A 26,139-nucleotide genomic window follows, 5' to 3' on the forward strand; every position below is an offset into this window, starting at 1 on the left:
AATCTGTAGACATGCCCAAGGGGCAAGACTGTCATCAGATAGAACATAAAGGTAAAGGTGAAAAGGAATTATGATTAAAGTTAAACTGAGCAACTGGAAGTCTGATCACCAGATGGATGAGGCTTATAAAGCTCTGCGAACAAATATCCAGTTCTGCGGAGCAGATAAGAAAGTGATCGCACTTACCAGCTGTACTCCTAATGAGGGAAAGAGCAGTGTGGCATTTAATCTTGCTGCCTCTCTTGCTGAGAGCGGCAAATCTGTGCTTCTGATCGATGCCGATCTGCGTAAATCCGTTTTGATGGGACGTGTGACAGTAGACCAGGAGGTTATGGGACTTGCCCATTATCTTTCCAAGCAGGCCAAGCTTTCCGACGTGATCTGTGCCACTACACTTCCGAAGTTCCATATTATCTTCTCCGGTATCGTACCTCCGAACCCGGCAGAGCTTCTCGGAAACAGACTTTTCAAGGATATGATCCGTGTGGTAAGAGATGTTTATGATTATGTTATTGTAGATACACCGCCGCTTGGACTGATCATCGACAGTGCTATCATAGCAGATTCCTGTGACGGATCTGTAATCGTCGTTGAATCCGGTACCATCAGCTATCGTTTTGTACAGGAAGTAAGAGATCAGCTTGCCAAGAGCAACTGTCCGATCCTGGGAACCATCCTGAACAAGGTGGACTACAGCAAGGCCGGCAATTACGGTCACTATGGCAAGTATGGTAAATACGGCAAGTACGGCAAGTATGGTTCCTACGGAGATTATGGTGAGAGCAGCAGTAAATAAAAAGACATTGACAACAGAAATGAGTGGGTTATTTTAATGAAGGGACTTTATGATATTCATTGTCATATCCTCCCCGGGGTGGATGACGGTGCAAGAAACATGGAAGAATCACTCTGGATGCTCAATAAGGAGTATCAGGAGGGCGTACGTCATGTGATCCTGACACCACATTTCCGGTATGATATGTTTGAGCCGCATATGAACATTGTGACAAGACAGTTCATGCAGCTGCGCAGAGCAGCCATGAATATTGGCGATGAAGGCATGAGGCTTTATCTGGGCTGTGAACTCCATTCCAGTATGGATATGGTGGAATGCCTTAAGAAGGGACGGCGGCTTACCCTTGCAGGTTCCAGATATGTGCTTGTGGAATTCAGCAACGGAGATGAGAAAAATTATATTGAAGAACGGGTCAGAAGTCTTCTGATGAATGGTTTTATCCCGATCATCGCTCATGTGGAACGTTATAAGGCTACCCGGAACGATATCGGATTCCTGACAGAGCTGAAGGATATGGGAGCACATATCCAGGTCAACGCAGATACCATCAGCGGTCAGGACGGATTCGGGGCAAAAACCTTCGCACGGAAAGTCATGAAGCATGGGCTTCTGGATTTTGTCGGTTCCGACGGACACCGTAAGACGGAGCGTATCCCGGAGATCGGCAAATGTGTCGCCAAAATGGAAAAAACAATGGGGAGCGAATATGTAAAGAAGATCTTTATCAAAAATCCCCGGAAAATCACAGGGTAATGGAGAAAAGAAATGGAAAATCAGACTGTTAACAACAACGACGAAGTAGAGATCGATCTTGGTGAGGTATTTCACCTGTTACTGAGCAAGCTGGGTGTTATCATTTTATCCGGTATTGTTTTCTGCCTGGCAGCTGTTATGGGAACCATGCTTCTGATCACACCGAAGTATGAATCCACAACCAAGATCGTGGTACTGTCCAAGCAGGACAGCAGCACACTGACCAATCAGGATATCCAGACGAGTACATCACTGACAAAGGACTATGCGGAGCTGATCAAGAGCCGTACAGTTACCGAGGGTGTGATCGCACAGCTGAACCTGGATATGACACATGAGAAGCTCCTTAAGAAGCTTTCCGTAGATACACCAATCGATACACGAGTAGTATCCATCACAGTTACAGATACCGATCCTTATACAGCGGCAGAGATCGCAAATGCAGTAAGAGATATTGCTTCCAAGCATATCCAGCAGGTTATGGATATCAAGGCAGTAAATGTGGTAGAGACAGCAAACATTCCGGATGAGCCGTCAAGCCCAAGCGTACCGAAAAACGGTGTGATCGGCGGACTTCTGGGTATACTTCTGGCAGCAGCCGTTGTGATCATCGTATATCTGACGAATGATACCGTAAAGACACCGGAAGACGTAGAAAAATATCTTGGATTAAGTGTACTTGGTACGATTCCGTACTCTTCCAAAATGGGCAAGAAATCCAAAAAGAAAAAGAAACGTCACGCATAAAAATAACAACAACGGATCAAAGTGTTGGGAAAGGCCGGGAGCAGCAAAAATATGAAGAAATTTTTTGTGTTTTTATTAGTGGTCATCTGCCTTGGTATGGGAGCCGGTGTAGTATACATGAAGAGCTCTGAGGATAATGAAGGACCGAAGATCACATTTGAAGAGGGAAAAGATACAAATTATACATCCGATATGACAGAAGAAGATCTTCTGAAGGGTGTAAAGGCACAGGATGACAGGGACGGAGATGTTACAGATTCTCTTACCGTAGAAACCATATATCCGAAGAACGACGGAAAACAGGTTTCCGTTATCTTTGTTGCAAAAGACAAAAACAACAATGTAACAAAAAAAGAATTTACCATGGAGGCTCAGGACGGCAGCGCCGAAAATCCGCAGCTGGGACTGATCGATAATGATGGACTCCCAGAGGACGGAGATTCCGCAGACACCACAGAGCCGGCAGAAGAGACAGATATGCAGGATGGGACAGAGGCAGACAGCACAGATGCTGAAAGCGGAGATTCCACAGAAGGAGAACTGACCCCGGAGGAACAGGCGCAGAAGACACAGGAAGACAAGATCGAGCAGCTCTCTCCGCAGGATCCAAAGATGTATCTGACTACCTATTACGTAGAGGTACCAGTAGGAACTACGTTGGATAAATTAAGCTATGTAAAGGATATCCAGGATGATACAGAATCAACCAGTGATCTTTTCAAAAAAATCCAGATCACCGGTGATGTAAATACAGCCGCACCGGGAACTTACGAGCTTACATATTATGTAGTCGACAACAGTGGAAACAGCTCCAACGGAGCAGTACTGACTGTTGTTGTAAAATAGTGCATGATACCCCTCCTTGGTCTTCAAAATACCGGAGGGGGGGGGTAAAATAAACACAGTATAACATACTGTAAGCGAGGGAAGGCGTATAAAAGGATATGTATCAAAAAGAAAACAGTAGCTGGGTAAAACATGCGGATTTTGCGATCTGCGATATGCTGTGTCTGCAGCTTGCGTTTGTACTTGCATACTGGATCCGAAACGGGATCGATCAGCCATACGAGACAGAGCTGTACCGAAATGTGGCAGTGGTGATGTTTCTTATCCAGCTGATGGTCACATTTTTTAATGAGAGCTTCAGCGGAGTTCTGCGAAGAGGAATGCTGGTGGAACTGAAGAAAACCTTTGAACAGTGTACACTGGTCTGCCTTCTGGTTCTGGCATATATGTTTCTTTTAAGAATTGGAAACAATTATTCCAGAATGATCCTGCTGATCACCTATGTGCTTTATACCTGCTTCAGCTATTGCGGCAGACAGGCACTGAAGAAATTCCTGAAGGATCGCAGATACGAAGAAAGCGAGAAACGATCTCTGCTGATCGTTACAGTCAGTGAAGATGCAGACAATGTGGTGGAAACCATCCGCAAGAATAATTACGGAACCTATCATCTGGCAGGAATTGTTTTTATGGATTGTGACAGGAAGGGAGCATCCGTCTGTGGAGTTCCGGTAGTAGCCGGGAAGGAGGATATGGTCTCCTATATCCATAAGAACTGGATCGACGAAGTATTTTTTGCAGTACCTAAGCAAATCCCAATCCCGGAGCAGATGATCAAGGATTGTTCTGCAATGGGAGTTGTCATCCATATGAGACTGGCAACCATGAAATCCCTTGGCAAGAACCAGGTGGTGGAGGAACTTGGCGGATACACCGTGCTTTCCAGCAGTATCCACATTGTAACGCCGCGCCAGATGTTTGTTAAGAGAGCCATGGATATAGCAGGCGGTCTGGTAGGCTGTCTTTTTACAGGAATCGCAGCGATCTTTCTGGTTCCGGCCATCAAGATCAAATCTCCGGGTCCTGCATTTTTTTCACAGGTCCGCATGGGAAAGAACGGTCGTCCGTTCAAGATCTATAAATTCCGCTCCATGTATATGGATGCAGAAGAACGCAAAAAAGAACTGATGAAACAGAATAATGTAAAAGACGGAATGATGTTCAAAATGGATGATGATCCACGAATCATCAAAGGAGTAGGACATTTTATCCGAAAGACATCCCTGGATGAATTTCCGCAGTTCTGGAATATTCTGAAAGGAGATATGAGCCTTGTAGGAACCAGACCGCCGACAATGGATGAGTGGGAGAAGTACGAGCTTCACCATCGCAAACGTCTGGCCATCAAGCCGGGACTTACCGGTATGTGGCAGGTAAGCGGTCGAAGTGATATCACGGATTTCGAGGAAGTCGTAGAGCTTGATACGAAGTACATTGCCGAATGGTGTCTGAAGCTGGACATTGAGATCCTGGTTAAGACAGTTATGGTCGTTTTCCGCGGAAGCGGCGCGAAATGATCAATACATATTGAGATTCGAATATAATGACCCGGACTGCGGAGGTGCAGTCCGGGGATAAAAATAAATTAGATAAGTTATAAATATAAAAGAGGAAGTTAAAAATGCAGATTTTATTGATCATGCTGATTGTAGTACTTCTCGCGTTCTTGGTCCTGCTTCTGGCATTGGCAAAACAAAGTCCCAGGGAAAAGCAGACAGAAGACAAAGAGCAGGAAGAATACATCAGGGATTATGCAGAAACAGTAAGACAGACCGGAGGAAGTATGAAGAAGTTAGAACATTGGAAAGTAATTGCGATATATCTGATCATCTATGACATAATAGCTGTTAATTTTTCTTATTTTATGGCGCTGCTGGTGAGATTCGATTTTCGGTATTCCTCGATCCCCACAGATTATTTTGCTGCATGGAGGAGTTTTGCACCGATCTATACCATTATCATCCTGGCAGTGTTTGGATGCATGCATCTGTATAACAGTGTATGGCGTTTCGCAAGCTTCCATGAGCTGATCAAGATCACGGTAGCAACTGTGATCACAGGCGTTCTGCATATTGCGGGTATCACGATCTTCTGGGGACGGATGCCGGCCTCCTATTATCTGATCGGTGTCATGCTGCAGTTTTTCCTGACTGTAGGCGTACGTTTCTCCTATCGTTTTGTACTTCTTGAGCGGAACCGCAGAGAAAAGAGCGAGCGTGAAGAGCGGAGCAAAAACGTGATGATCATCGGTGCAGGAGAAGCGGGAAGAACTATTGTCCGGGAACTTCAGAATGCAAAGGAAACCAATTCCAGAGTACGCTGCCTGATCGATGACAATCCGAATAAATGGGGAAGATACATGGAAGGAGTTCCGGTGGTAGGCGGAAGAGACGATATTTTTCTCAATGTAGATAAGTATCATATCAATCAGATCCTTCTTGCGATTCCGACTGCAACCCCGCATCAAAAGCGGGATATCCTGAACATCTGCAAGGAAACCGGATGCGAGCTGAAGCAGCTTCCGGGTGTATATCAGCTTGTAAACGGAGAAGTATCCTTGAGCAAGATGAAAAAAGTAGCAGTGGAGGATCTTCTCGGACGAGACACCATCAAAGTCAACATGTCAGAAATCTTTCAGTATCTGAAGGGCAAAAGGATTCTGGTAACAGGAGGCGGCGGCTCCATCGGAAGCGAGCTCTGCCGTCAGATCGCAGGTCATGAGCCGGAGCTCCTGGTGATCTTCGATATTTATGAAAATAACGCTTACGACATTGAACAGGAGCTGAAGGCCAGTTATCCGAACCTGAACCTGAAGGTACTGATCGGCTCCGTCCGTGACAGCAAAAGGATCAACTGGGTATTTGAAACCTACAAGCCGGAGATCGTATATCATGCAGCCGCACATAAGCACGTGCCGCTGATGGAGAACAGCCCCTGTGAGGCGATCAAGAACAATGTGGTAGGAACCTATAAGACTGCGTATGCGGCAATGATGAACGGCTGCCAGCGATTTGTGCTGATCAGTACCGACAAGGCCGTAAACCCGACCAACATCATGGGCGCCAGCAAACGACTCTGCGAAATGGTAGTCCAGAGCATGAACATGGTCAGCCACAACGGACACACCGACTGGCTGCCACGACTTGGCGGACACAGAAAGGATACCCTGGATGCACTTCATGATAACGAAGGCCAGGCATATGTAAGTGAGAACCCTGCATCAGAAGCAGGAACCGGCACAGAATTCGTAGCTGTACGATTCGGAAACGTTCTCGGCAGCAACGGAAGCGTAATCCCGCTGTTCAAGCGCCAGATTGAAAAAGGCGGTCCTGTCACCGTCACACATCCGGACATCATCCGTTACTTTATGACTATCCCGGAGGCCGTAAGCCTTGTCCTCCAGGCAGGAACCTACGCCAAAGGCGGCGAGATCTTCGTCCTGGACATGGGAGCTCCGGTAAAAATCGACACCCTTGCCCGAAACCTGATCAAGCTTTCCGGCTACACACCGGATGTAGACATCAAAGTTACCTACACCGGTCTCCGCCCGGGCGAAAAGCTCTACGAAGAAAAGCTGATGGCCGAGGAAGGCATGGAGAAAACTCCAAACGACCTCATCCACATCGGCAAACCCATCGAAATGGATGTACAGGAATTCTTCAAACAGCTGGAAGTCCTGGCAGCATACGGCTACGCCAACAGCGAAAAGATCCGAGACATTGTAGCCGCGATCGTACCGACCTATCACTCTGCGGATTCCGACCTGAAGCTGCATAAGAAGGTGTATGAGGAACTGATGAGTGAGGCGGCTGTGGCTGCGGAGAAGAACTGATAACTGATCAATAATTTACATATAAGAAAACGAAGGAGTGTTGAAAAAATGAAAATCTCATTTTCACCGCCAGATATTACAGAGGCAGAAATCGAACAGGTAGCAGAAGCTTTAAGATCCGGGTGGATCACCACCGGACCGAAAACAAAAGAGCTGGAAAGAGAAGTAGCGGATTTATGCGGTACCAATAGAGCTGTATGCCTGAACTCTCAGACTGCATGTGCGGAAATGACACTTCGCCTTCTGGGAATTCACGAAGGCGATGAAGTGATCACCTGCGCTTATACCTATACCGCAAGTGCATCGGTGGTGTGTCATGTCGGGGCAAAGCTGGTTCTTATTGATACACAGGAAGATTCTCTGGAAATGGATTATAACAAGCTGGCAGAAGCTATTACAGAAAAAACAAAAGTAATCATTCCGGTGGATCTTGGCGGAGTGCCATGCGACTATGACAGGATTTTCTCTATCGTAGAAGAGAAAAAGAAGCTTTTCCATCCAGACAATAAGCTTCAGGAAGCAATCGGAAGAGTCATTGTAATGGCAGATGCAGCACATGCATTTGGTGCAACCTGGCATGGAAAACCAGTGGGAAGCATTGCGGATTTTTCAAACTTCAGCTTCCATGCAGTGAAAAACTTTACAACAGCAGAAGGCGGCGCTGTGGCATGGAGAGATATCGAAGGAATTGATAATGAAGAAATCTATCATCAGTATCAGCTGTTATCACTTCATGGTCAGTCAAAGGATGCCCTTGCCAAAACGCAGCTTGGAGCATGGGAGTATGACATCATCGGACCTTGGTTCAAATGCAATATGACCGATGTAGTTGCCGGAATCGGACTGGCGCAGATGAAACGGTATAAAGCTTTGCTTGCAAGAAGAAAAGAAATCATCAGCAGATATGATGCAGCATTTAAACCACTTGGCATCGAAGTGCTGGATCATTACAACGAAGAGCATCAGTCCTCCGGACACCTGTACATCACCAGAATTCCGGGAATCACTTTGGAGCAGAGACACGAGATTATCGTCAAAATGGCAGAAAAAGGTGTTGCCTGCAACGTACATTACAAACCACTGCCAATGATGACTGCTTATAAAAATATGGGATTTGACATTAAGGATTACCCGAATGCTTATAAGCGATTTGAAAATGAGATCACATTGCCGCTGCATACGAAATTGACGGATGAGGAAGTGGAGTATGTGATTGAGATGTTTTGTGAGGTTGTGAAGGAATATATCCTAAAAGTTAGAGGTGTTGGATGTTAAAAAAATGGGATGAACTTCCGGAGTTCATGCAGTGTAGAGAAGTCAGAGAATATTATAATATTTTAGCAAAGAAAAAATTTAGCCTTAAATTAAAAAGATTATTTGATGTAATTGTTGCCAGCTTAATGCTTATAATTTTTTCTGTTCCTATGTTACTAATAGCAGTAATGATAAAGATGGATTCACCAGGTTCTGTATTTTATCGTCAGGAGAGAATCACTGCATATGGAAAAAAATTTAGAATTCATAAATTCAGAACAATGGTAAATGATGCGGATAAAATTGGAACAACGGTTACGGTTGATGAAGATTCAAGAATAACTAAAGTAGGATTAAAATTAAGGAATTTAAGAATTGATGAGTTTCCACAGTTATTAGATATCCTGTCAGGAAATATGAGTTTTGTGGGAACCAGGCCAGAAGCAACAAAATATGTAAAACAATACACAAAAGAGATGTGCGCTACATTATTGCTGCCAGCAGGCATCACATCAGAAGCGAGCATACGTTATAAAGATGAGGCAAGATTGTTAAATCAGGCTGAAAATGTAGATGAAATCTATGTGAAGAAAATATTACCTGAAAAAATGAAATACAATCTCAAAAGCATTAGAAATTTTAGCTTGAGTGAAGAAATAAAAACAATGTTTAGAACAGTAATGGCTGTTTTAGGAAAAGAGTATTTGGAATGAATGATATTAAGACGGAAGAATTGCAAAATAAGATGTTAGAAATGCTGTTATATTTTGATGAATTTTGTAGAGAAAATTCATTAAAGTATTATGTTTGCGGTGGTTGCTTGATTGGAGTCGTACGGCATAAGGGATTTATTCCATGGGATGATGATATAGATTTGTTTATGCCGAGACCTGATTATGAAAGACTGGCAAAAATCTGGAATCAAAATGCTGATGTTAAAAAGTTTGTTTACTGCCGTACAAATAAAATGCATGTGTATCATGATGGCGGATCATCTATAAGAGATATCAGAACAACGTATATTAATAAGCATAGTGTTAATGAAGATATTGAACATGGAATTGCATTGGAAATAATGCCTATAGATGGTTGTCCAACATTTTTCTTATCAAGATGGAGACAATTGTTTAATGCATTTGTTTTTAATTTATTTAACGTACAACGGTTACCAGATAATAAAGGTAAAATGTTGAGAACATTTTCAGAAGTTATATATAAATTGTTTCCGTCTCAGAATGTCAGATATAAAATATGGAAACATGCTGAAAATGTAATGGTGAAATATAACTGGGATGATTGTAAGTATGTGACAGAATTAGTCGGAAGTATAAAAGGAATGCTGATTAAACATCCGAAAGAAGATTTTGATAATGTTGTTTTAAAAGATTTTGAAGGATATAAAATTCCGGTAATGGCTGGCTATAAAAGATATTTGAAAGAAATATGGGGAGATTATATGCAACTTCCTCCAGAAGAAAAAAGAGTTGCAAAACACGATGTTGTATATATGAATTTGAATGAACCGTATACTAAATTTAAAGGCATATATTATTGCAAAAATAAGGGGTAAATTATTGTTGAGGGATAAGAAAATAGCAATATATGTATTCAAGATTAGTAAATATAGAACCCAATTGATGGGCCTAGCAGCTATGTGGGTTCTGGGACATCATATATTTACAGAATTGTACGATTCGGTATCAATTCCCGTAATTTCGCAGATTTTTGCAAGAGGGAATATTGGAGTAGATATATTTCTTATAGTATCTGGAATGGGCTTGTTTGTTTCTGTGAGTAAAAAAAGTAACATTACAGAGTTTTATAAAAAAAGATTTATAAAAGTTGTTATGCCATGGATTTTGATGTCTGTACCTTATTGGAGTTTTATATATGTCTTACAAAAAAATAATAGTTTTGTGAATTTTTTTTATGATTTATTTGGAATCTCATTTTGGACAGATGGGATTTCAACAACATGGTATGTAGAATTTATTATTCTTATGTATTTACTGTATCCAATTATTTATAAAATACAAAAAAAGAATCTGAATTATATAAAACTGGCTATAATAATGGCTATTTTGGTTAATTTTATTGTCTACTTCTTTTTTACAGAATGGTACATAAAAGTAGATAAAGCTCTGATGAGAGTACCTGCATTTTTAATAGGGAGTGTATTAGGTGAATTACTTTTTGAAAAAGAGAGAAAAGAAGAATGTACGAATATAATAACAATTTATGCATTAATGACAACGATTATATTTCTGTTGAGTCCATTTATAAGAAAAATCAATCATGAGTTCGGGATAATGATGTATTTTTTAGGGGCTTTTGGAATTGCGTTTATATTAATAACAATAGCATCGTGGATATTAGATTTGCAAAAAGGAAGCCTATTAAATAATGTGTTGATATTTATAGGTAAGATGTCATTAGAAGTGTATTTAATGAATGTATTTGTGAGAAATATCATAGTTGAATTGGGTATTGGAATGAACGCTTCAAATGATAGGAAGATTTGCATAATGCTTCTTACATCATTTTTTATAGTTGGAATCAGTTGGATATATAGCAAACTTGATAATGCGGTTGCGAATATAGTGGAAAGGAAGTTAATAAAATGAATATTGCAGTGATTTTTGCAGGTGGAACAGGGCAAAGGATGAATAGCAGGACAAAACCGAAACAGTTTTTAGAGTTACATGGAAAGCCGATACTTATATATACATTGGAAATATTTCAAAATCATAAAGACATTGATGGAATCGTTCTTGTAACATTAAAGGATTGGATTGAGTATTGTGAGGAATTAAAAGAAAAATATAATTTAACAAAACTTAAATCAATTGTTCCGGGAGGAAAAACTGCAACAGAATCTGCGTTCAACGGATTGACCAGAGCAAATGAGTTATTTCCTTCAGATAGTGTAGTTCTTATACATGATGGAGTAAGACCATTAATAGATGAAGAAACCATCACAAAAAATATTGAATGTGTTAAAACAAACGGAACAGCTATTACAGTATCTCCGGCTATCGAGACAATAACGGTATCTGATTCGAATGAAGATAATGGAGTAATAAAAAAGGTTATTGAAAGATCTAAATGTCAAATGGCACGAGCACCTCAGGGATTTTTCTTAAATGAAATTTTAAATGTATATAAGAGAGCTACAAATGATAAAGAGATAAGTTTTATAGATTCAGCAACTATGATGATGCATTATGGCTATGAATTGTATACGGTATATGGAAAAGCAGAAAATATTAAGATAACTACGCCAACTGATTTTTTTATGTTTAGAGCAATTGTCGATGCAAGAGAAAATACACAAATTTTTGGAATTTAGAGGAGAAAAATAGGATGTGGTTGGAACAATCTTTGTATCAGGAAGATATGGAATATATTTTGCAGTCTAAATTTTTTGATTGGAATTTAGTGAAAAATTCTACAATTTTAGTAACTGGTGGAACAGGACTTATTGGTTCAACATTAATTAACAGTTTGGTATATGCAAATATAAAAAAAACTTACAATATCAAAATTTTGTCTATAGTTAGAGATATAAAAAAAGCAGAAAGAATGTTTTTTGAACAAATCGAGAGTCAGTCAAAGTTGAAATTTATAGAAGGTAGTATGGAGAACATACCTGGCATCGAGGAGAATATTGATTATATTATTCACTGTGCAAGTCCTACTGCGAGCTCATTTTTTGTTGAACATCCAGTTGAAACGATAAAAACGGCGGTGGAAGGAACCATTAATATTTTAGAGTTGGCGAAAAGCAAAAAAGTAAAAGGTATGGTATATCTTTCCAGTATGGAAATTTACGGAAAAGTGGAAAAAGATGAAACGTTACAAGAGACAGAATTAGGCTATATTGATCCTCTTAATGTTAGAAACTGTTATCCGGAAAGTAAGAGAATTTGCGAGAATTTATGTGCCAGTTATGCAGCTGAATATCAAGTACCTGTTTATCAGATAAGATTGGCGCAAACTTTTGGACCGGGAATTGCGTATGAAGATAAAAGAGTATTTGCAATGATGGCAAGAAATGCAATAGAAGGAAAAGACATTATTCTTCAGACAAAGGGAGATAGTAAACATCCTTATGTTTATACAGCACAAGCAGCAACTGCAATTTTTACAGTGCTCTTGAATGGAAATGTAGGGGAATCATATAATGTGTCTAATCCGGTTACATACTGTTCGATTTATGAAATGGGAAAACTGGTTGCAGAAAAACTTACTGATGGAAAAATAAAAGTGAAAATTGCAAAAGATGGGGATGTTTCAAAATATCCGGATACTAGTTACTTAAACTTAGATATAACTAAAATTGAAAAATTAGGCTGGAAGCCAGAATATGATCTTTTATGGATGTATGATAGATTGATAAAAACAATGTAGAGGAATTATGAAAAATTTAATAATAGAATTAAGCAAAATCATGTTACATGTTTTTTTTATATTTCCTATAAAAAATAATAGGATTTTTTTCAGTGCTTATAGTGGTAGACAATATTCATGTAATCCTAAATATATATCGGAATGGATTGAAAAAAATTATTCTGGGAAGTTTGAAATAATCTGGGCATTTGAAAAAAAAGAGATGTTTCAGAATGTGAACAATACAGATATAAAGTGTGTGAAATTTAAAAGTATTCAACATCTGTATTATTTATTAACATCAAAAGTGGTTGTAGATAATGTAGAGAGTTGGTCAATCCTTCCGAAAAGAAATGGACAGTATATTGTTAATACATGGCACGGTGGAGGAGCATATAAAGGAGTTGGTTTAAGAAGAAAAGATACATCCAAAATGTTGGATAAGAATATGCTGAAAAAAAATGAAAGAATTTCTGTTTATTTGTCAAGTAGCAAAGCTTTTTCACAGATGACATTGAGAGATTCTTTTCACTATAAAGGCGAAATTATAGAATATGGAATGCCAAGGAATGATTTACTTTTAGAAAATAATGAAAAGAAAAAAAGTTTCATAAGAAAAAAACTGGGAATTCCAGAAAATATAAAGATTGTGATTTATGCGCCAACATTCAGACATAATTTGGAATATAAATACATGCTTAATTATAATAGGACATTAAAAGCTTTGGAGGCGAAATCTGGGAATGAATGGATTATGTTGGTTAGAACCCATTACTATTTGGAAGGCAATGGTTCCAGTACTCTTAATGTAAAAAATGTTTCAGATTATCCAGATATGCAAGAATTATTACTTGTCAGCGATGTATTAATTACAGATTATTCTTCATCTATATGGGATTTTTCTTTAATGAAAAAACCAGGATTTTTATTTATGCCTGATTATAATGACTATATGGACGAAAGAGAATTATATACACCTATACAGGAATGGCCGTACCCGGCATGCTTTTCGATGAATGATTTAGAAAAAGAAATTAAAGAATATAATTCCGTAACAGCTGAAAAGAGAATAGATATTCATCATAGTAAATTAGGAATATGCGAAAGTGGAAAAGCTACTGAGATAATTGGGAAGAAAATTATTAAATGGTGTAATTATCAATAAAAAGTAGCTATACAGCAGAGCGGAAAGGATAATACTTTATATGTATGTGAAAAGTAAAATTAGAATTCGATTAAATGATGGAAATGGAGAGCTTCTTTTAATGGCTCTATTTTTGACAACATTTTATTTGTATCGAGATCTGGGAATTACAACATTAATAGGTTGGGGAATCATTCTGCTTTTTTCACTTTTGAATATTGTTATAAAGTTGCAGTGCAATTTGTCAGTAAGATTATCATTCGAAAAAATAGCATATTTATTTATAACAATTATAATTGGATTGTTTTTTTTAAGATTATCATCTAGACATGATGCCGATGAAAGGCTTTATATAATTGCAATGCTAGTTATGACAGTAGTTGTTTTTGTGGCGGAGCCTTCGTTATCAGAAATTGTGAAAACTTGCAAAGTATTTAAAGTTATGTCATGTCTTATTGCAATGTGGATACTATTTTTTAAAGTATTTCCTAATATTTATTGGGCGACGGTTTATAAATTTATTGATGTAGCGTGCAAACAATTAGCTGCATATTATGTCCCCCGCGGTTATGGTATTCCATTAGGTGGATCATTCACAATCGCATATTATATTATGACTGTTGGAATTTTAATAATGTTTGTAGAAGTGGTTTCGGGTAAAAGACAAAAAGAAAATGTAATAGGTACGGCACTTATCATCTTGGCTATGATAGCGGAAGGAAGAAGAGGAGAATTAATAGCAGTAATATTTGCGTTGTTATTTTTGTTTTTACTATCGAAAGATACTACGCATTTTTTGATGAAAATAACTGTTATCATAATTGGAATTGTAATAATAATGGCATTTTACAAGAGAATATTAGAATGTGCAGAATCAATCCCGTTCCTTAGTCGATATGTAAAATCTATACAAGGTATTATGATGGGTGCAGATATTACATCAGGAAGAACTGAATTATGGAGAACTGCATGGGAATTATTTAAAGAAAATTCAATATTTGGAATAGGATTTGGAGGTTTTGCTTATCATATTTCTGGGTCCTTCAGATCAATTCATGGACAAGATGTCATGGATGTTCATAATTGTACATTACAGCTATTATGTGAAAATGGAATTATAGGAACTGTAATTTTAATGATTCCTATGTTGCTTTTGTTTATTGGGTCATATCATAGAATGATGACAATAAAGAAGCAAATGAATTTAAATATATTTTATGAATATGCATTTAAGATAGATGCTGTTGCATTTGGAATTCAAATTTTCTTTTTTATTCTTTCACAGTTAGATCCGGCATTTTATAAACCTGTTTTTTGGGGCTTTTACGGATTTTCAATTATTCTTATGTATGGAGCAAGAAAACTTATATCTTTAGGAAAAACGAATGTATATGAAGAAAGGAAAAAAATTGAAAATAAATAATCTGGATAATATTCCTGAAAATTTAAAAGCAACCTTTGTTTTTGCGATTGCATCTTTTGCAACTAGTGGAATTAATTATATTACGACTCCTATTTTTACGAGAATTCTTACGACATCAGAATATGGACTTATTTCCGTATATAATTCGTGGTTTGAGATTGTTAGGGTATTTGCGTCATTGACTCTGATATTTCCGGGAATTTTGAATGTGGGATTGTATGAACATAGTAATAACCGCTGGAAATATTTATCAAGCATGTTGGGAATGACTGCCTGTTCAACAGTGGTGCTTTCTTTGATTTATGCTATGTTTTATAAAAAAGTAAATACTTTTTTTGAGCTCCCTATGAATGCAATAATATTGATGCTTATTATGTGCTTTTTTCAACCTGCAACCATTTTTTGGACTCAAAAGCAGCGATATGAGATAAAATATAAATCTACTTTTTGTGTGTCAGTAGGAACTGCAGTAATGGCACAAATCGTATCTATAATTGCCGTAATTTGTTTGAAAAAGTATGATTACAATATGGGCATTGTTAGGTTATGGAGTGCAGGTATAGTTAATCTATGTGTGGCAGTTTTTTTATACATTTATATATACAGACATGGAAAAAAATATGTAGATGGCATTTTATGGAAATCTACACTATTTGTTGCATTACCATTGATACCTCATTATTTATCAACAGTTGTTTTAAGCAGTATTGATAAAATAATGATAAGCCAAATGATTGATCAAAATAAAACGGGTGTTTATTCTTTAGCAGCGATTTTGTCTGCTATTGGAGTTTTAGTTTGGAGAGCATTAAGTGTAACATATACTCCGTTTGTTAATAGTAAATTAGGTGAAAGAGATTTTAAAGCAATAAGAGAAGCAGTCAAACCGCTCCTGGTGGTAGTTGCATTATTTTGTATTTTAACTGCATTGGCAGCTCCGGAAATTATAGGAATATTAGCAACAAAAGAGTATTATGAGGGGATTTATGTTGTTCCACCTATAGCAGCAGGAATATATACAACAGCACTTTATGATAATTTTACGGCGATCTCTTTTTTTCATAAAAAATCGTTTAATATAATGATGGCTACAGTTATAGCTGCTATATCAAATATTATTATGAACTATGTGTTTATTAAACAGTATGGGTATATTGCGGCTGGATATACGACCTTAGCTTCAAATTTAATATTAACAGCATTACATTACATAAACTCAAGAAAAATTGAAAAAGAAAAAGTATACGATTTTAAGTTTTGTATCTTAAGTGTTGCCATAGTAATGGTTAGTTGCTTATTATGTAATTTTATTTATGATTTAAAATGGATAAGATATTTGTTAATGTTAATTATCATAGCACTAGTGCTTAAATTAAAAAATAAATTGATAAATGCTATTATATTAATGAAAGTATAGTAATGATTAAAGAGATGTCTCAAAATGTGATGTAGTATTTATATACGACAACATGGTTTGAGACATTTACTATATACTAGGAACAACAAAGGAGTGTCTGGTTGAACAGTAAATCCTCAAACATGAGTACTTGACAGCAAAAATCCCTGCATTTTTAGCAGGGATTGAGGAGATTTTATAAAATAATAATGCATTAAAAAGCAGGATTTTTTGTAAATATTAAACCATTCGCCTAGCCCGAATTGCGCATTTATGAGATACTCTAAAAAACTAGTTAGCTTTTTGGAAAAGGATTAACGAATGCTCAGAAAGCACATACTCTCTGAGCATTCTCTCAAATAAAACTCATCATTTCTCCCGCAATTTCAAAACATCCTCAAGTGGAAGTCCTGAGAATCTGCTGATATCCTCAGGGGAGAACCTGGAATCCTGCAGCATGCGTTGAGCAGTGAGTAAAGCATGGTCCTGAAGGCCTTGGGCGTGACCTTCGGATAGTCCGGCAGTACGTCCCTCTATAAGTCCGGAGGCATGACCTTCTGCGCGTGCATCATCGCACATTTCCTGAACAGCCTGACACATATTAACACTCCCTTCTGTTTCTGTGAAACGTAAGTTGATACCGGTTATGGAGTCAATGACCCGGGTTGCTTTGAGCTCGAGTGACTGGAAACTGGAGTTCTTGGATGTGAGCTCCTTAAGTTTCCGTTTATCTTTGGCATACTTGATGAAGAGCATGACTTCTCTTAGATTACTCTGAAGTTTATTAAGTTCTTCATCCTTTATCTCGGCAGGTGAGAAGAGATTGATCCGGTAATCTGGGACCAGAGAAAGAATCTCGGGATCCTGGACAGAGAGCATTTCGTGGAGGCTCCTGGGAGCTTTCCAGGTATCGGAGCCGAAGTATACGACTACGGTGATGACCGGAATCAGCCGGTCATCTTTGTAGAAGCCGGTGAGATATTCTCCGGATGTGGAGGGCCATTGTTTTGCTTCTCTGTGGGTTGTCAGCCATGTAATCTTTGGTGATGGTATCCTTTGTACCCATAGGTTTCACCACCTTCGATCTTGTTATGTAATCAGAGTTATTTTATCATCTGATCCATTCTCAGGGTAACATAGTTTATTGCTTTTGGAAAGAGGATTTTTGTGAAAAAGCTTCAGAGCTGTGTAGTTAAGGCGGATATGTTTGTCGAACGGAGTCGAAATAAATCAATAGACAAAAAGAGCGTATTGTGCTACTCTGAAAGCACGAATTATATATAGCATTGTAAGAAAAAATAGGGGTGAGATACAGATCATGCTAGAAAATGATGTTCTTATGGAGAAAAGCACAGTTCAGATACAGCAGGAAGAGGCATCCGAGGAATATATAAAACGGTTTCCGACAAAGTTGCATGAGATGTTAAAAGACTCAAGGGTAAGAGATAAATTTTTTAAAAGTATATCCAAAGAATATGCGGACATAATTGTATATAGAGGAATTCATCGAGAGAATAGAATTGAGAGAGATGATTTTCTGGGAAACCTGGATGAAGCAGAGTTGTATGATCGTCCTGTCAGGAAATCGACATTTCAAATGTGCGGTGTTTCAGTTAATGAAGATCCGATGCAGTTGATCAAGGCGCTACATATTCCGAATCCTGGAAGACCAACTCTTGGAATAGTCAGAGGAATCATGAAATGTCAGTATGGACCAGCAGATTTTCAAGAGGGAAAAACACATCATAATTGGTATTTATTCGAAGATAAAATTGATTCAGCTAGCAGTGAATTCAAAATCATAGAGGTGGACGAACTATGCCAGAAGAATATTGGGACGAAATCAGGGGAATAGGTAAATTATATGTAGAAGAGGAACTGGTTGTGGGAATAGAACCAGTACTCTTTGTATGTGTTGATGATAAGAATAATAGATATTTGGTTATGACATATGATTCCTATAACGGAATATATATATATCGGAAAATAGAAGCTGATGAATTGTTGGATATGTTGGAAAATCGCAATACAATGGAACATACTTTCCGTTTAGGTAAAAGAATTTATAAGACATTTATAGAAGAAAATAGCAATATACTTGGCGTAGAAGAATATGATTCGCAAACATTTTCGGGATCAATGCTTCCAGATGTTGGAGAATATTACGAGATACACTCGGAATATATACAAAAATATATTGAAAAGTTGCGAGGTTGTAAAATCAATCAAAGATAAGAACAATTCTGATTAACCCTGTATGACACAACCATATATAAGATAAGTTATAAATATTAACACACAAAGGAGAGCAAGAAATGGGAAAATATTTTGGTACAGATGGCTTCCGTGGAGAAGCGGGTGTTTCGTTGACGGCGGATCATGCATTTAAGATCGGGCGTTTTCTGGGATGGTATTATAATGAGCTGCGCAGAAGAGCAGGGGAAACGGCTGCGGCCAGGATCGTGATCGGCAAGGATACCCGACGTTCCAGCTATATGTTTGAGTATTCGCTGGTTGGCGGGCTGGTGGCGTCCGGAGCGGATGCTTATCTTCTCCACGTGACAACAACGCCGTCTGTGGCTTATGTTGCCCGTACTGATGGCTTTGACTGTGGTATTATGATCTCTGCCAGCCATAATCCCTATTATGATAACGGGATCAAGCTGATCAATGGCCAGGGTGAGAAGATGGAAGAGGAGATCATCGCTCTGGTGGAGGATTATCTGGATGACCGTCTTCAGCTGTTCGGACAGAAATGGCATGAGATTCCTTTTACAAAGGGCGGTGAGATCGGCAGGACGGTGGATTATTCGGCAGGCCGGAACCGTTACATAGGATATCTGATCTCCCTGGGAGTATATTCTTTTAAGGGAATGAGGATTGGTCTGGACTGTGCCAACGGAAGTTCATGGAATATCGCAAAGGCGGTTTTTGATGCGCTGGGAGCGAAGACTTATGTGATCAATGCTGAGCCGGATGGTACCAATATCAATAACAATGCCGGTTCCACCCATATCGAGGGTCTCCAGAAGCTTGTAGTGGAGAAGGGGCTGGATGTTGGCTTTGCCTACGACGGAGATGCGGACCGCTGTCTCTGTGTGGATGAGAAGGGAAATGTGGTCAGCGGAGATGCGATCCTCTATGTGTACGGTCGTTACATGAAGGAGCGCGGAAAGCTTCTCACCAATACGGTTGTAACCACGGTAATGTCCAATTTTGGCCTTTACAAGGCTTTTGATGCTCTTGATATCGATTATGCGAAGACGGCAGTAGGGGATAAATATGTTTATGAATATATGATGCAGAATGGTTGCCGTATTGGTGGTGAGCAGTCCGGGCACATTATTTTTTCCAAGTATGCATCTACCGGGGATGGTATCCTTACAAGTCTGAAGATGATGGAAGTTATAATGGCAAGGAAGAAAAAGCTCAGTGAGCTTACCGCTGATCTGGCGATCTATCCTCAGGTTCTTGAGAATGTGCGTGTCCATGACAAGGCAGCGGCGCAGGCAGATGTGGATGTGCAGGCAGCAGTAGAGAGTGTGGCTGAGGCACTTGGAGACACCGGAAGGATCCTGGTGAGAGAATCCGGCACAGAACCCCTGCTCCGTGTTATGGTAGAGGCAGAGAGCGAGGAGCTTTGCAGAAAATATGTGGATCAGGTGGTTGAGATCGTCCGTAAGAAGGGGCATGTGGCAGAGTAATGTCCCGGATGCAGACCGCAGGTGTCTGAAGAACGGAGCAGTCAGAAGAATATAAAAATGCAATAAGAGGAGAAAAAATCATGTGTGGAATTGTAGGTTTTACAGGCAGGCATCAGGCAGCACCCATCCTTCTGGACGGGCTTTCCAAACTGGAATACAGGGGATATGATTCCGCCGGCATCGCAGTGCGTGACGGGGAAAAGGATATCGAGATCATTAAGGCGAAGGGGCGTCTGAAGGTCCTTCTGGAGAAAACAAACGCAGGTGAATCTGTTCCGGGTATGTGCGGAATCGGTCATACCCGCTGGGCAACTCATGGAGAACCATCAGAGATCAATGCCCATCCTCATGTCAGTGATAACGGAAATGTGGTAGCTGTGCATAACGGCATTATCGAGAATTACCAGGAGCTGAAGGAGAAGCTCCTCCGCAGGGGATATTCTTTTTATTCTTCCACAGATACGGAGGTTGCTGTGAAGCTGGTGGATTATTACTACCAGAAATACGGCGGATCTCCGGTTGAGGCAGTGCGTCATGCCATGGTGCGTATCCGTGGTTCCTATGCGCTGGCAATGATGTTCCGTGATTATCCGGAAGAGATCTTTGTAGCGAGAAAAGACAGCCCTATGATCCTGGGGGTGGAGAATGGAGAATCCTATATCGCATCGGATGTTCCTGCGATCCTGAAGTATACAAGAAATGTTTATTATATCGGAAATCTGGAACTGGCATGTGTGAAACCGGGTGAGATCACTTTCTACAATCTGGATGGTGAGGAGATCGAGAAGGAGCCTAAGGTCATTGAGTGGGATGCGGAGGCAGCGGAGAAAGCCGGTTTTGAGCATTTCATGATGAAGGAGATCCATGAGCAGCCGAAAGCAGTTGCAGATACACTGAACTCCGTTATCCGGGAGGGCAGGCTGGATCTGACGGAGATCGGTCTGGATGATGAGAGGATCCGCAGCATCAGCCAGGTTTATATCGTGGCCTGCGGCTCTGCTTACCATGTGGGAATGGCTGCACAGTATGTGATCGAGGATCTTGCAGGTCTTCCGGTGCGTGTGGAGCTTGCTTCGGAGTTCCGTTACCGGAAGCCGCTTCTGGATCCTGACGGCCTGGCAGTGATCATCAGTCAGTCCGGTGAGACTGCGGACAGTCTGGCTGCACTTCGGGAATGTAAGGAGAAGGGGATCCGCACGCTGGCTATTGTCAATGTGGTGGGTTCTTCCATTGCAAGAGAGGCGGATCATGTATTCTACACACTTGCAGGACCGGAAATCTCGGTTGCTACCACCAAGGCGTACAGTACACAGCTGATCGCTTCCTATGTGCTGGCATTGCAGATGGCACTGGTCCGCGGAAAGATCTCAGAGGAGCAGTGTGAGTCCTACATTAAGGAACTGAAGACACTTCCGGACAAGATCGGCAGGATCATCGAGGATAAGGAAAGGCTTCAGTGGTTTGCCTCCAAGCAGGCCAATGCAAAGGATATCTTTTTTATCGGAAGAGGGATCGATTATGCCATCAGCCTTGAGGGCAGCCTTAAGATGAAGGAGATCAGTTACATCCATTCTGAGGCATATGCAGCTGGTGAGCTGAAGCATGGCACCATTTCCCTGATCGAGGACGGCACTCTTGTGATCGGTATCCTGACACAGCCGGAGCTTTATGAGAAAACAGTCAGCAATATGGTGGAGTGCAGAAGCCGCGGGGCATATCTGATGGGGCTTACTACGTTTGGAAACTATAATATCGAGGATACTGCTGACTTTACGGTTTATATCCCGAAAACAGATCCGCATTTTGCAACTTCGCTGGCAGTGATCCCGCTGCAGCTTCTGGGCTACTATGTCAGTGTAAATAAAGGTCTGGATGTGGATAAGCCGAGAAATCTTGCCAAGAGTGTTACCGTGGAATAAGGAGATCCATTTTACAGAAGGGACATTTTAGCGGCAGTTCCGTGACATCGTGAGAGCATAAAAGGATCATGATATCACGGAACTGTTTTTGCATTTGGCGATTTACGATATTTCTTGCTTTTATCAGTAAAAAAGCGTAAAATGATTAGGATATTTGAATCTGTACAGAGAGTGTCCATATGTAATATTCTCTGTACCATCAAAAATGGAGGATTGCATATGAGAAAAATGGGAAAACATATCCCAGGGCTGATCGTGACGCTTGTGGTTCTGATCACAGCGATCGTATTTGCGGTCATGCTTCTGAATATGAAGGTGATCCCGACGAAGTTCATTGCAGTGATCGGACTGGTAATGCTGGTCCTGATCGTGATCGTCGGAGCGCTTGTATGGAGTACGGATGGTAAGATAAGATTTGTAGTGGGAGTGATCCTGGCAGCAGTTTTTGCAGCAGTATTCATTCTCGGAAGTATGTATGTTTATAAGACACATTCCACACTGGCAGGGATTTCCGGTGTGAACACAGAGGTTACGGAGGTCGGCATTTATGTCCGTGCAGATGATTCTGCAGATTCCATAGAGGCTACAGCAGATTATATGTATGGTGTGCTGACAGATCTTGACAGAGCCAATTCGGACAAGGCTATCCAGGAGGTGGATTCCGAGACAGGTAAGACCGTGCAGGTCCAGGAGTTTGCAGGACTTACAGAGCTGGTTGACGGTCTTCTGAACGGACAGACAGGTGCGATCGTGCTGAACAGCGCATATTTAAGTGTTATTGAAGAGATGGATGGGTATTCCGATATTTCTTCCAGGATCAGAGAGCTGACTGTGAAGAAGGTGGAGACAACCATTGAGCCGCAGGAGACAGAGGCGAAGGCTGAAGAGAATACCAATGACGGTTCTGTATATACCATTTTTATCAGTGGTATCGACAGCCGCAGCGGCCTTGTTGCAAAGAGCCGAAGCGATTCCAATATCATTGCTACGGTAAATACAGCTACCAGACAGGTGCTTCTGGTTTCTACACCTCGTGATTATTTTGTACCGCTTTCTATTTCAGGCGGACAGAGAGATAAGCTGACACATGCAGGTATTTATGGTATCAATGTATGTATGGATACTCTGGGAATGCTTTACAATGAGGATATCAACTATTATTTCCGTATCAACTTTGCGGGATTTGAGCAGCTGATCGATGCGCTTGGCGGAGTTACCGTTTATTCTGACTATGACTTTGATTCCAAGAATGAGACAGGATATCACTTCAATCAGGGAGAGAACTACCTGAACGGTGAGCAGGCTCTGGTATTCAGCCGTGAGCGTTATGCCTTTAAAGAGGGCGACCGTCAGCGTGGCAAGAACCAGATGGCAGTGATCAAGGGTGTGATCAACAAGGCTCTTTCACCGGAGCTTCTGAAGAATTATTCTTCTGTCCTTTCCAGCATCCAGGGATGCTTTGAGACCAATATCTCCTATGAGGAGATCGCCAGACTGCTCCAGCAGCAGCTGAACAATGGCGGTGACTGGAACATCGTAAGCTACAGTGTAAATGGTACCGGTGACACACAGAAGCCGTACTCCATGAGCCAGAAGGCTTACGTTATGATCCCGGATGAGTCTACCGTTCAGAAGGCGGAGGCCATGATGAAGAAGGTTCGTGACGGAGAGACTGTTTCCCAGGAGGAGGCAGACAGTGCAACATCAGTGGCAGCAGCTACGGATAATGATGCACAGGCAGCTGCAGAGGGAAGTACAGCAGAAGCGCAGGGTGAGACTGCAGATGCCACACAGAATGGCACAGCAGATGCCCAGGCAGCAGACGGAACTGTTGCACAGTAGTAAGATAAATTTATTAAAATTTTAGCATAAGAACAGCCGGGGAAGCGTAAAGCTTTCCACCGGCTGTTTTTTCATGAGAAACAGAACGAAAAAAATCCACCGGCAATCGCCGATGGATTTTTTTTACAGGATCTCTTTCAGATATCTTTCCAGGGCATCCTGCCATGTTGGAAGTGGCTGGAAGCCGTTTTTTACAAGCTTGGATTTATCCAGGCGGCTGTTGAATGGACGTACAGCCTTGGAAACGCCGTACTCTGCAGTTGTGACAGGAGATACCTCTACTTTTTCGTATTCCTTGTGGCCGAGGGCAGCAGCCTGGCGGAAGATCTCTTTAGTGAAATCATACCAGCTGATGAAGCCGCCTTCGTTGGTTGCGTGATAGTAGCCGTATTTCTCTGTCTCGACCATGTCTACCAGAAGACGGGCAAGGTCGTAGGTGTAGGTCGGAGTTCCGATCTGGTCACTGACCACGGTAAGCTTGTCATGGGTTTTTCCCAGATTTACCATGGTACGGATAAAGTTCTTGCCGTTTTTACCGAATACCCATGCAATACGTACGATAAAGAATTTATCTACAGTGCCGGATACTGCCAGTTCACCGTCAAGCTTGGTCTGACCGTATACGTTCTGTGGAGCGTAGTCCTTGCAGTCCGGATCCCATGGTGTGGTTCCCTGGCCGTCAAAAACGTAGTCTGTGGAAATATACATCATCTTGATGCCAAGCTCCTTGCAGATGTCCGCAATGTTCTGTGTTCCTACAACATTGACAAGACGTACCTTCTCACGGTTTTCCTCGTCCTCTGCAGCATCTACGGCTGTCCATGCGGCACAGTGTACTACTGCATCAGGCTTTACCTCACGGATGGTTTTTGCTACCGCTTCTTTATCTGTGATATCAAGCTGCACATAAGGCATGGTGGTAACAGGAGTACCATCAGCGATGCCGCTGTAGGAAGGAGCAATGTCACTTCCTACGCCTTCATGTCCACGGCCGGACAGTTCATTCATTACGTCATGGCCAAGCTGGCCGCCAACACCTGTTACGAAAAATCTCATGCTTTAACCTCCTCGCGGTTTCCATACATTTTTTCGTAGTAGTTCTGATACTCACCGGAGATGATGGTTTCCCACCATTCCTTGTTGTCAAGGTACCATTTGATGGTCTTTTTGATTCCGTCTGCGAATTTTGTTTCAGGAAGCCATCCAAGCTCATTGTGGATCTTGGTCGGGTCGATAGCGTAGCGCATGTCATGGCCTTTACGGTCTGCTACATGTGTGATCAGGCTTTCCGGTTTGCCAAGCTCCTTGCAGATCAGTTTTACGATATCGATGTTTTTCATCTCGTTATGTCCGCCTACATTGTAAACCTCGCCTACACGTCCTTTGTGGATGATCAGGTCGATGGCACGGCAGTGATCCTCAACATAGAGCCAGTCGCGGACATTTTCGCCCTTTCCGTAAACCGGGAGTGGTTTGTCGTTCAGAGCGTTGGCGATCATCAGCGGGATCAGCTTTTCCGGGAAGTGATACGGGCCGTAGTTGTTGGAGCAGCGGCTGATGGTCACAGGCAGGCCGTAGGTTCTATGGTATGCGAGAACAAGAAGGTCAGCACCTGCTTTGGAGGAGCTGTACGGGCTGCTTGTATGGATCGGAGTTTCCTCTGTGAAGAAGAGGTCCGGTCTGTCAAGAGGAAGATCTCCGTAAACTTCGTCTGTGGAAACCTGATGATAACGCTGGATTCCGTATTTACGGCAGGCATCCATGAGAACAGCAGTACCCTTGATGTTGGTGTCAAGGAATACCTCCGGGTTTTCGATGGAACGGTCTACGTGGCTCTCAGCTGCGAAGTTTACCACGATGTCCGGATGCTCCTCCTCGAAAAGCTTGTAAACAGCGTCACGGTCTGTGATGCTTTCCTTTACAAAGCGGAAGTTCGGCTTGTCCATGACCGGTGCAAGAGTGGAAAGGTTTCCGGCATAGGTCAGGCAGTCCAGGCATACGATACGGTAATCCGGATGAGCCTCCATCATATGAAAAATAAAGTTGCTTCCGATAAATCCGGCGCCGCCGGTAACGATGATTGTCATAAAAAAT

General features: G+C 41.1%; 23 protein-coding genes. 20 read left to right on the top strand and 3 right to left on the bottom strand.

Features of this window, described 5'->3' with window-relative positions; all coding sequences use genetic code 11:
• Nucleotides 1–70 precede the first annotated feature (70 nt).
• The 15 genes from MUB50_RS10400 to MUB50_RS10470 all read left to right on the top strand — a co-directional run bounded on the left by MUB50_RS10400 (nucleotide 71) and on the right by MUB50_RS10470 (nucleotide 16,601).
• Nucleotides 71–796: a polysaccharide biosynthesis tyrosine autokinase gene (locus MUB50_RS10400; RefSeq protein ID WP_015525686.1), complete on the top strand. Its 726-nt coding sequence runs from the start codon at nucleotides 71–73 to the stop codon at nucleotides 794–796.
• 36 nt (nucleotides 797–832) lie between these two features.
• Entirely contained in the window at nucleotides 833–1,549 is a 717-nt protein-coding gene (locus tag MUB50_RS10405) for a CpsB/CapC family capsule biosynthesis tyrosine phosphatase (RefSeq protein ID WP_015525687.1), read from the top strand.
• A 12-nt stretch (nucleotides 1,550–1,561) separates the two neighbouring features.
• A complete protein-coding gene (locus MUB50_RS10410) occupies nucleotides 1,562–2,296 on the top strand; it encodes a YveK family protein (protein WP_244790892.1) in 735 nt (244 codons plus the stop codon).
• Nucleotides 2,297–2,347: 51 nt separating this feature from the next.
• Nucleotides 2,348–3,142: an immunoglobulin-like domain-containing protein gene (locus MUB50_RS10415; RefSeq protein WP_244790894.1), complete on the top strand. Its 795-nt coding sequence runs from the start codon at nucleotides 2,348–2,350 to the stop codon at nucleotides 3,140–3,142.
• A gap of 98 nt (nucleotides 3,143–3,240) precedes the next feature.
• Complete coding sequence (locus MUB50_RS10420; RefSeq protein WP_244790896.1) at nucleotides 3,241–4,659, top strand: sugar transferase; 1,419 nt, start codon at nucleotides 3,241–3,243, stop codon at nucleotides 4,657–4,659.
• 266 nt (nucleotides 4,660–4,925) lie between these two features.
• The gene (locus tag MUB50_RS10425; protein ID WP_244790989.1) at nucleotides 4,926–6,974 is read left to right on the top strand and encodes a polysaccharide biosynthesis protein; all 2,049 of its coding nucleotides are present in this window, start codon (nucleotides 4,926–4,928) and stop codon (nucleotides 6,972–6,974) included.
• A 48-nt stretch (nucleotides 6,975–7,022) separates the two neighbouring features.
• On the top strand, nucleotides 7,023–8,249 hold the full coding sequence (locus MUB50_RS10430) for a DegT/DnrJ/EryC1/StrS family aminotransferase (RefSeq protein ID WP_244790898.1): 1,227 nt from the start codon (nucleotides 7,023–7,025) through the stop codon (nucleotides 8,247–8,249).
• Nucleotides 8,243–8,941 carry a sugar transferase gene (locus MUB50_RS10435; protein WP_244790900.1) on the top strand — a complete coding sequence of 233 codons (699 nt, stop codon included), beginning with the start codon at nucleotides 8,243–8,245 and terminating at the stop codon, nucleotides 8,939–8,941. Before MUB50_RS10430 ends, MUB50_RS10435 begins: the two co-directional genes overlap by 7 nt.
• Entirely contained in the window at nucleotides 8,938–9,798 is an 861-nt protein-coding gene (locus MUB50_RS10440; protein WP_244790902.1) for a LicD family protein, read from the top strand. The genes MUB50_RS10435 and MUB50_RS10440 overlap by 4 nt, the downstream gene beginning before the upstream one ends.
• Nucleotides 9,746–10,852, top strand: coding sequence for an acyltransferase family protein (locus MUB50_RS10445; protein WP_244790904.1), 1,107 nt, complete (start codon nucleotides 9,746–9,748; stop codon nucleotides 10,850–10,852). The genes MUB50_RS10440 and MUB50_RS10445 overlap by 53 nt, the downstream gene beginning before the upstream one ends.
• Nucleotides 10,849–11,577: an IspD/TarI family cytidylyltransferase gene (locus tag MUB50_RS10450; RefSeq protein WP_244790906.1), complete on the top strand. Its 729-nt coding sequence runs from the start codon at nucleotides 10,849–10,851 to the stop codon at nucleotides 11,575–11,577. Before MUB50_RS10445 ends, MUB50_RS10450 begins: the two co-directional genes overlap by 4 nt.
• Before the next feature lie 14 nt (nucleotides 11,578–11,591).
• Nucleotides 11,592–12,638, top strand: a complete 1,047-nt coding sequence (locus MUB50_RS10455) for an NAD-dependent epimerase/dehydratase family protein (protein WP_244790908.1) — start codon at nucleotides 11,592–11,594, stop codon at nucleotides 12,636–12,638.
• 7 nt (nucleotides 12,639–12,645) lie between these two features.
• Complete coding sequence (locus MUB50_RS10460) at nucleotides 12,646–13,782, top strand: CDP-glycerol glycerophosphotransferase family protein (RefSeq protein WP_244790910.1); 1,137 nt, start codon at nucleotides 12,646–12,648, stop codon at nucleotides 13,780–13,782.
• Between the two features lie 40 nt (nucleotides 13,783–13,822).
• Nucleotides 13,823–15,184 (top strand): O-antigen ligase family protein, encoded by a 1,362-nt coding sequence (locus MUB50_RS10465; RefSeq protein ID WP_244790912.1) that lies wholly within the window; start codon nucleotides 13,823–13,825, stop codon nucleotides 15,182–15,184.
• Nucleotides 15,153–16,601 (top strand): lipopolysaccharide biosynthesis protein, encoded by a 1,449-nt coding sequence (locus tag MUB50_RS10470; protein WP_244790914.1) that lies wholly within the window; start codon nucleotides 15,153–15,155, stop codon nucleotides 16,599–16,601. The genes MUB50_RS10465 and MUB50_RS10470 overlap by 32 nt, the downstream gene beginning before the upstream one ends.
• 348 nt (nucleotides 16,602–16,949) lie before the next feature.
• Here MUB50_RS10470 and MUB50_RS10475 read toward each other — a convergent pair whose 3' ends face one another.
• On the bottom strand, nucleotides 16,950–17,633 hold the full coding sequence (locus MUB50_RS10475; protein ID WP_330637506.1) for an Rpn family recombination-promoting nuclease/putative transposase: 684 nt from the start codon (nucleotides 17,631–17,633) through the stop codon (nucleotides 16,950–16,952).
• Nucleotides 17,634–17,898: 265 nt separating this feature from the next.
• On the opposite strand from MUB50_RS10475, the gene MUB50_RS10480 reads away from it, so the two are divergent.
• The 5 genes from MUB50_RS10480 to MUB50_RS10500 all read left to right on the top strand — a co-directional run bounded on the left by MUB50_RS10480 (nucleotide 17,899) and on the right by MUB50_RS10500 (nucleotide 24,045).
• A complete protein-coding gene (locus MUB50_RS10480; protein ID WP_138276377.1) occupies nucleotides 17,899–18,435 on the top strand; it encodes a hypothetical protein in 537 nt (178 codons plus the stop codon).
• Nucleotides 18,399–18,815: a hypothetical protein gene (locus tag MUB50_RS10485; protein WP_244790916.1), complete on the top strand. Its 417-nt coding sequence runs from the start codon at nucleotides 18,399–18,401 to the stop codon at nucleotides 18,813–18,815. The genes MUB50_RS10480 and MUB50_RS10485 overlap by 37 nt, the downstream gene beginning before the upstream one ends.
• An 80-nt stretch (nucleotides 18,816–18,895) precedes the next feature.
• Nucleotides 18,896–20,284: a phosphoglucosamine mutase gene (gene glmM, locus MUB50_RS10490; RefSeq protein ID WP_244790918.1), complete on the top strand. Its 1,389-nt coding sequence runs from the start codon at nucleotides 18,896–18,898 to the stop codon at nucleotides 20,282–20,284.
• Nucleotides 20,285–20,364: 80 nt separating this feature from the next.
• Complete coding sequence (gene glmS, locus MUB50_RS10495) at nucleotides 20,365–22,203, top strand: glutamine--fructose-6-phosphate transaminase (isomerizing) (RefSeq protein ID WP_244790920.1); 1,839 nt, start codon at nucleotides 20,365–20,367, stop codon at nucleotides 22,201–22,203.
• Nucleotides 22,204–22,422: 219 nt separating this feature from the next.
• Nucleotides 22,423–24,045 carry an LCP family glycopolymer transferase gene (locus MUB50_RS10500; protein WP_244790922.1) on the top strand — a complete coding sequence of 541 codons (1,623 nt, stop codon included), beginning with the start codon at nucleotides 22,423–22,425 and terminating at the stop codon, nucleotides 24,043–24,045.
• Between the two features lie 123 nt (nucleotides 24,046–24,168).
• Here the strand turns inward: MUB50_RS10500 and rfbD are convergent, their stop codons facing one another.
• Entirely contained in the window at nucleotides 24,169–25,101 is a 933-nt protein-coding gene (rfbD, locus tag MUB50_RS10505; protein ID WP_092069245.1) for a dTDP-4-dehydrorhamnose reductase, read from the bottom strand.
• Complete coding sequence (gene rfbB / locus MUB50_RS10510; RefSeq protein WP_015525710.1) at nucleotides 25,098–26,132, bottom strand: dTDP-glucose 4,6-dehydratase; 1,035 nt, start codon at nucleotides 26,130–26,132, stop codon at nucleotides 25,098–25,100. Before rfbB ends, rfbD begins: the two co-directional genes overlap by 4 nt.
• Between the last annotated feature and the right edge of the window lie 7 nt (nucleotides 26,133–26,139).

Origin of the sequence: Blautia sp. NSJ-140 (assembly GCF_022868965.1) — a bacterium.
In the GTDB taxonomy this organism is placed as follows: domain Bacteria; phylum Bacillota; class Clostridia; order Lachnospirales; family Lachnospiraceae; genus Blautia_A.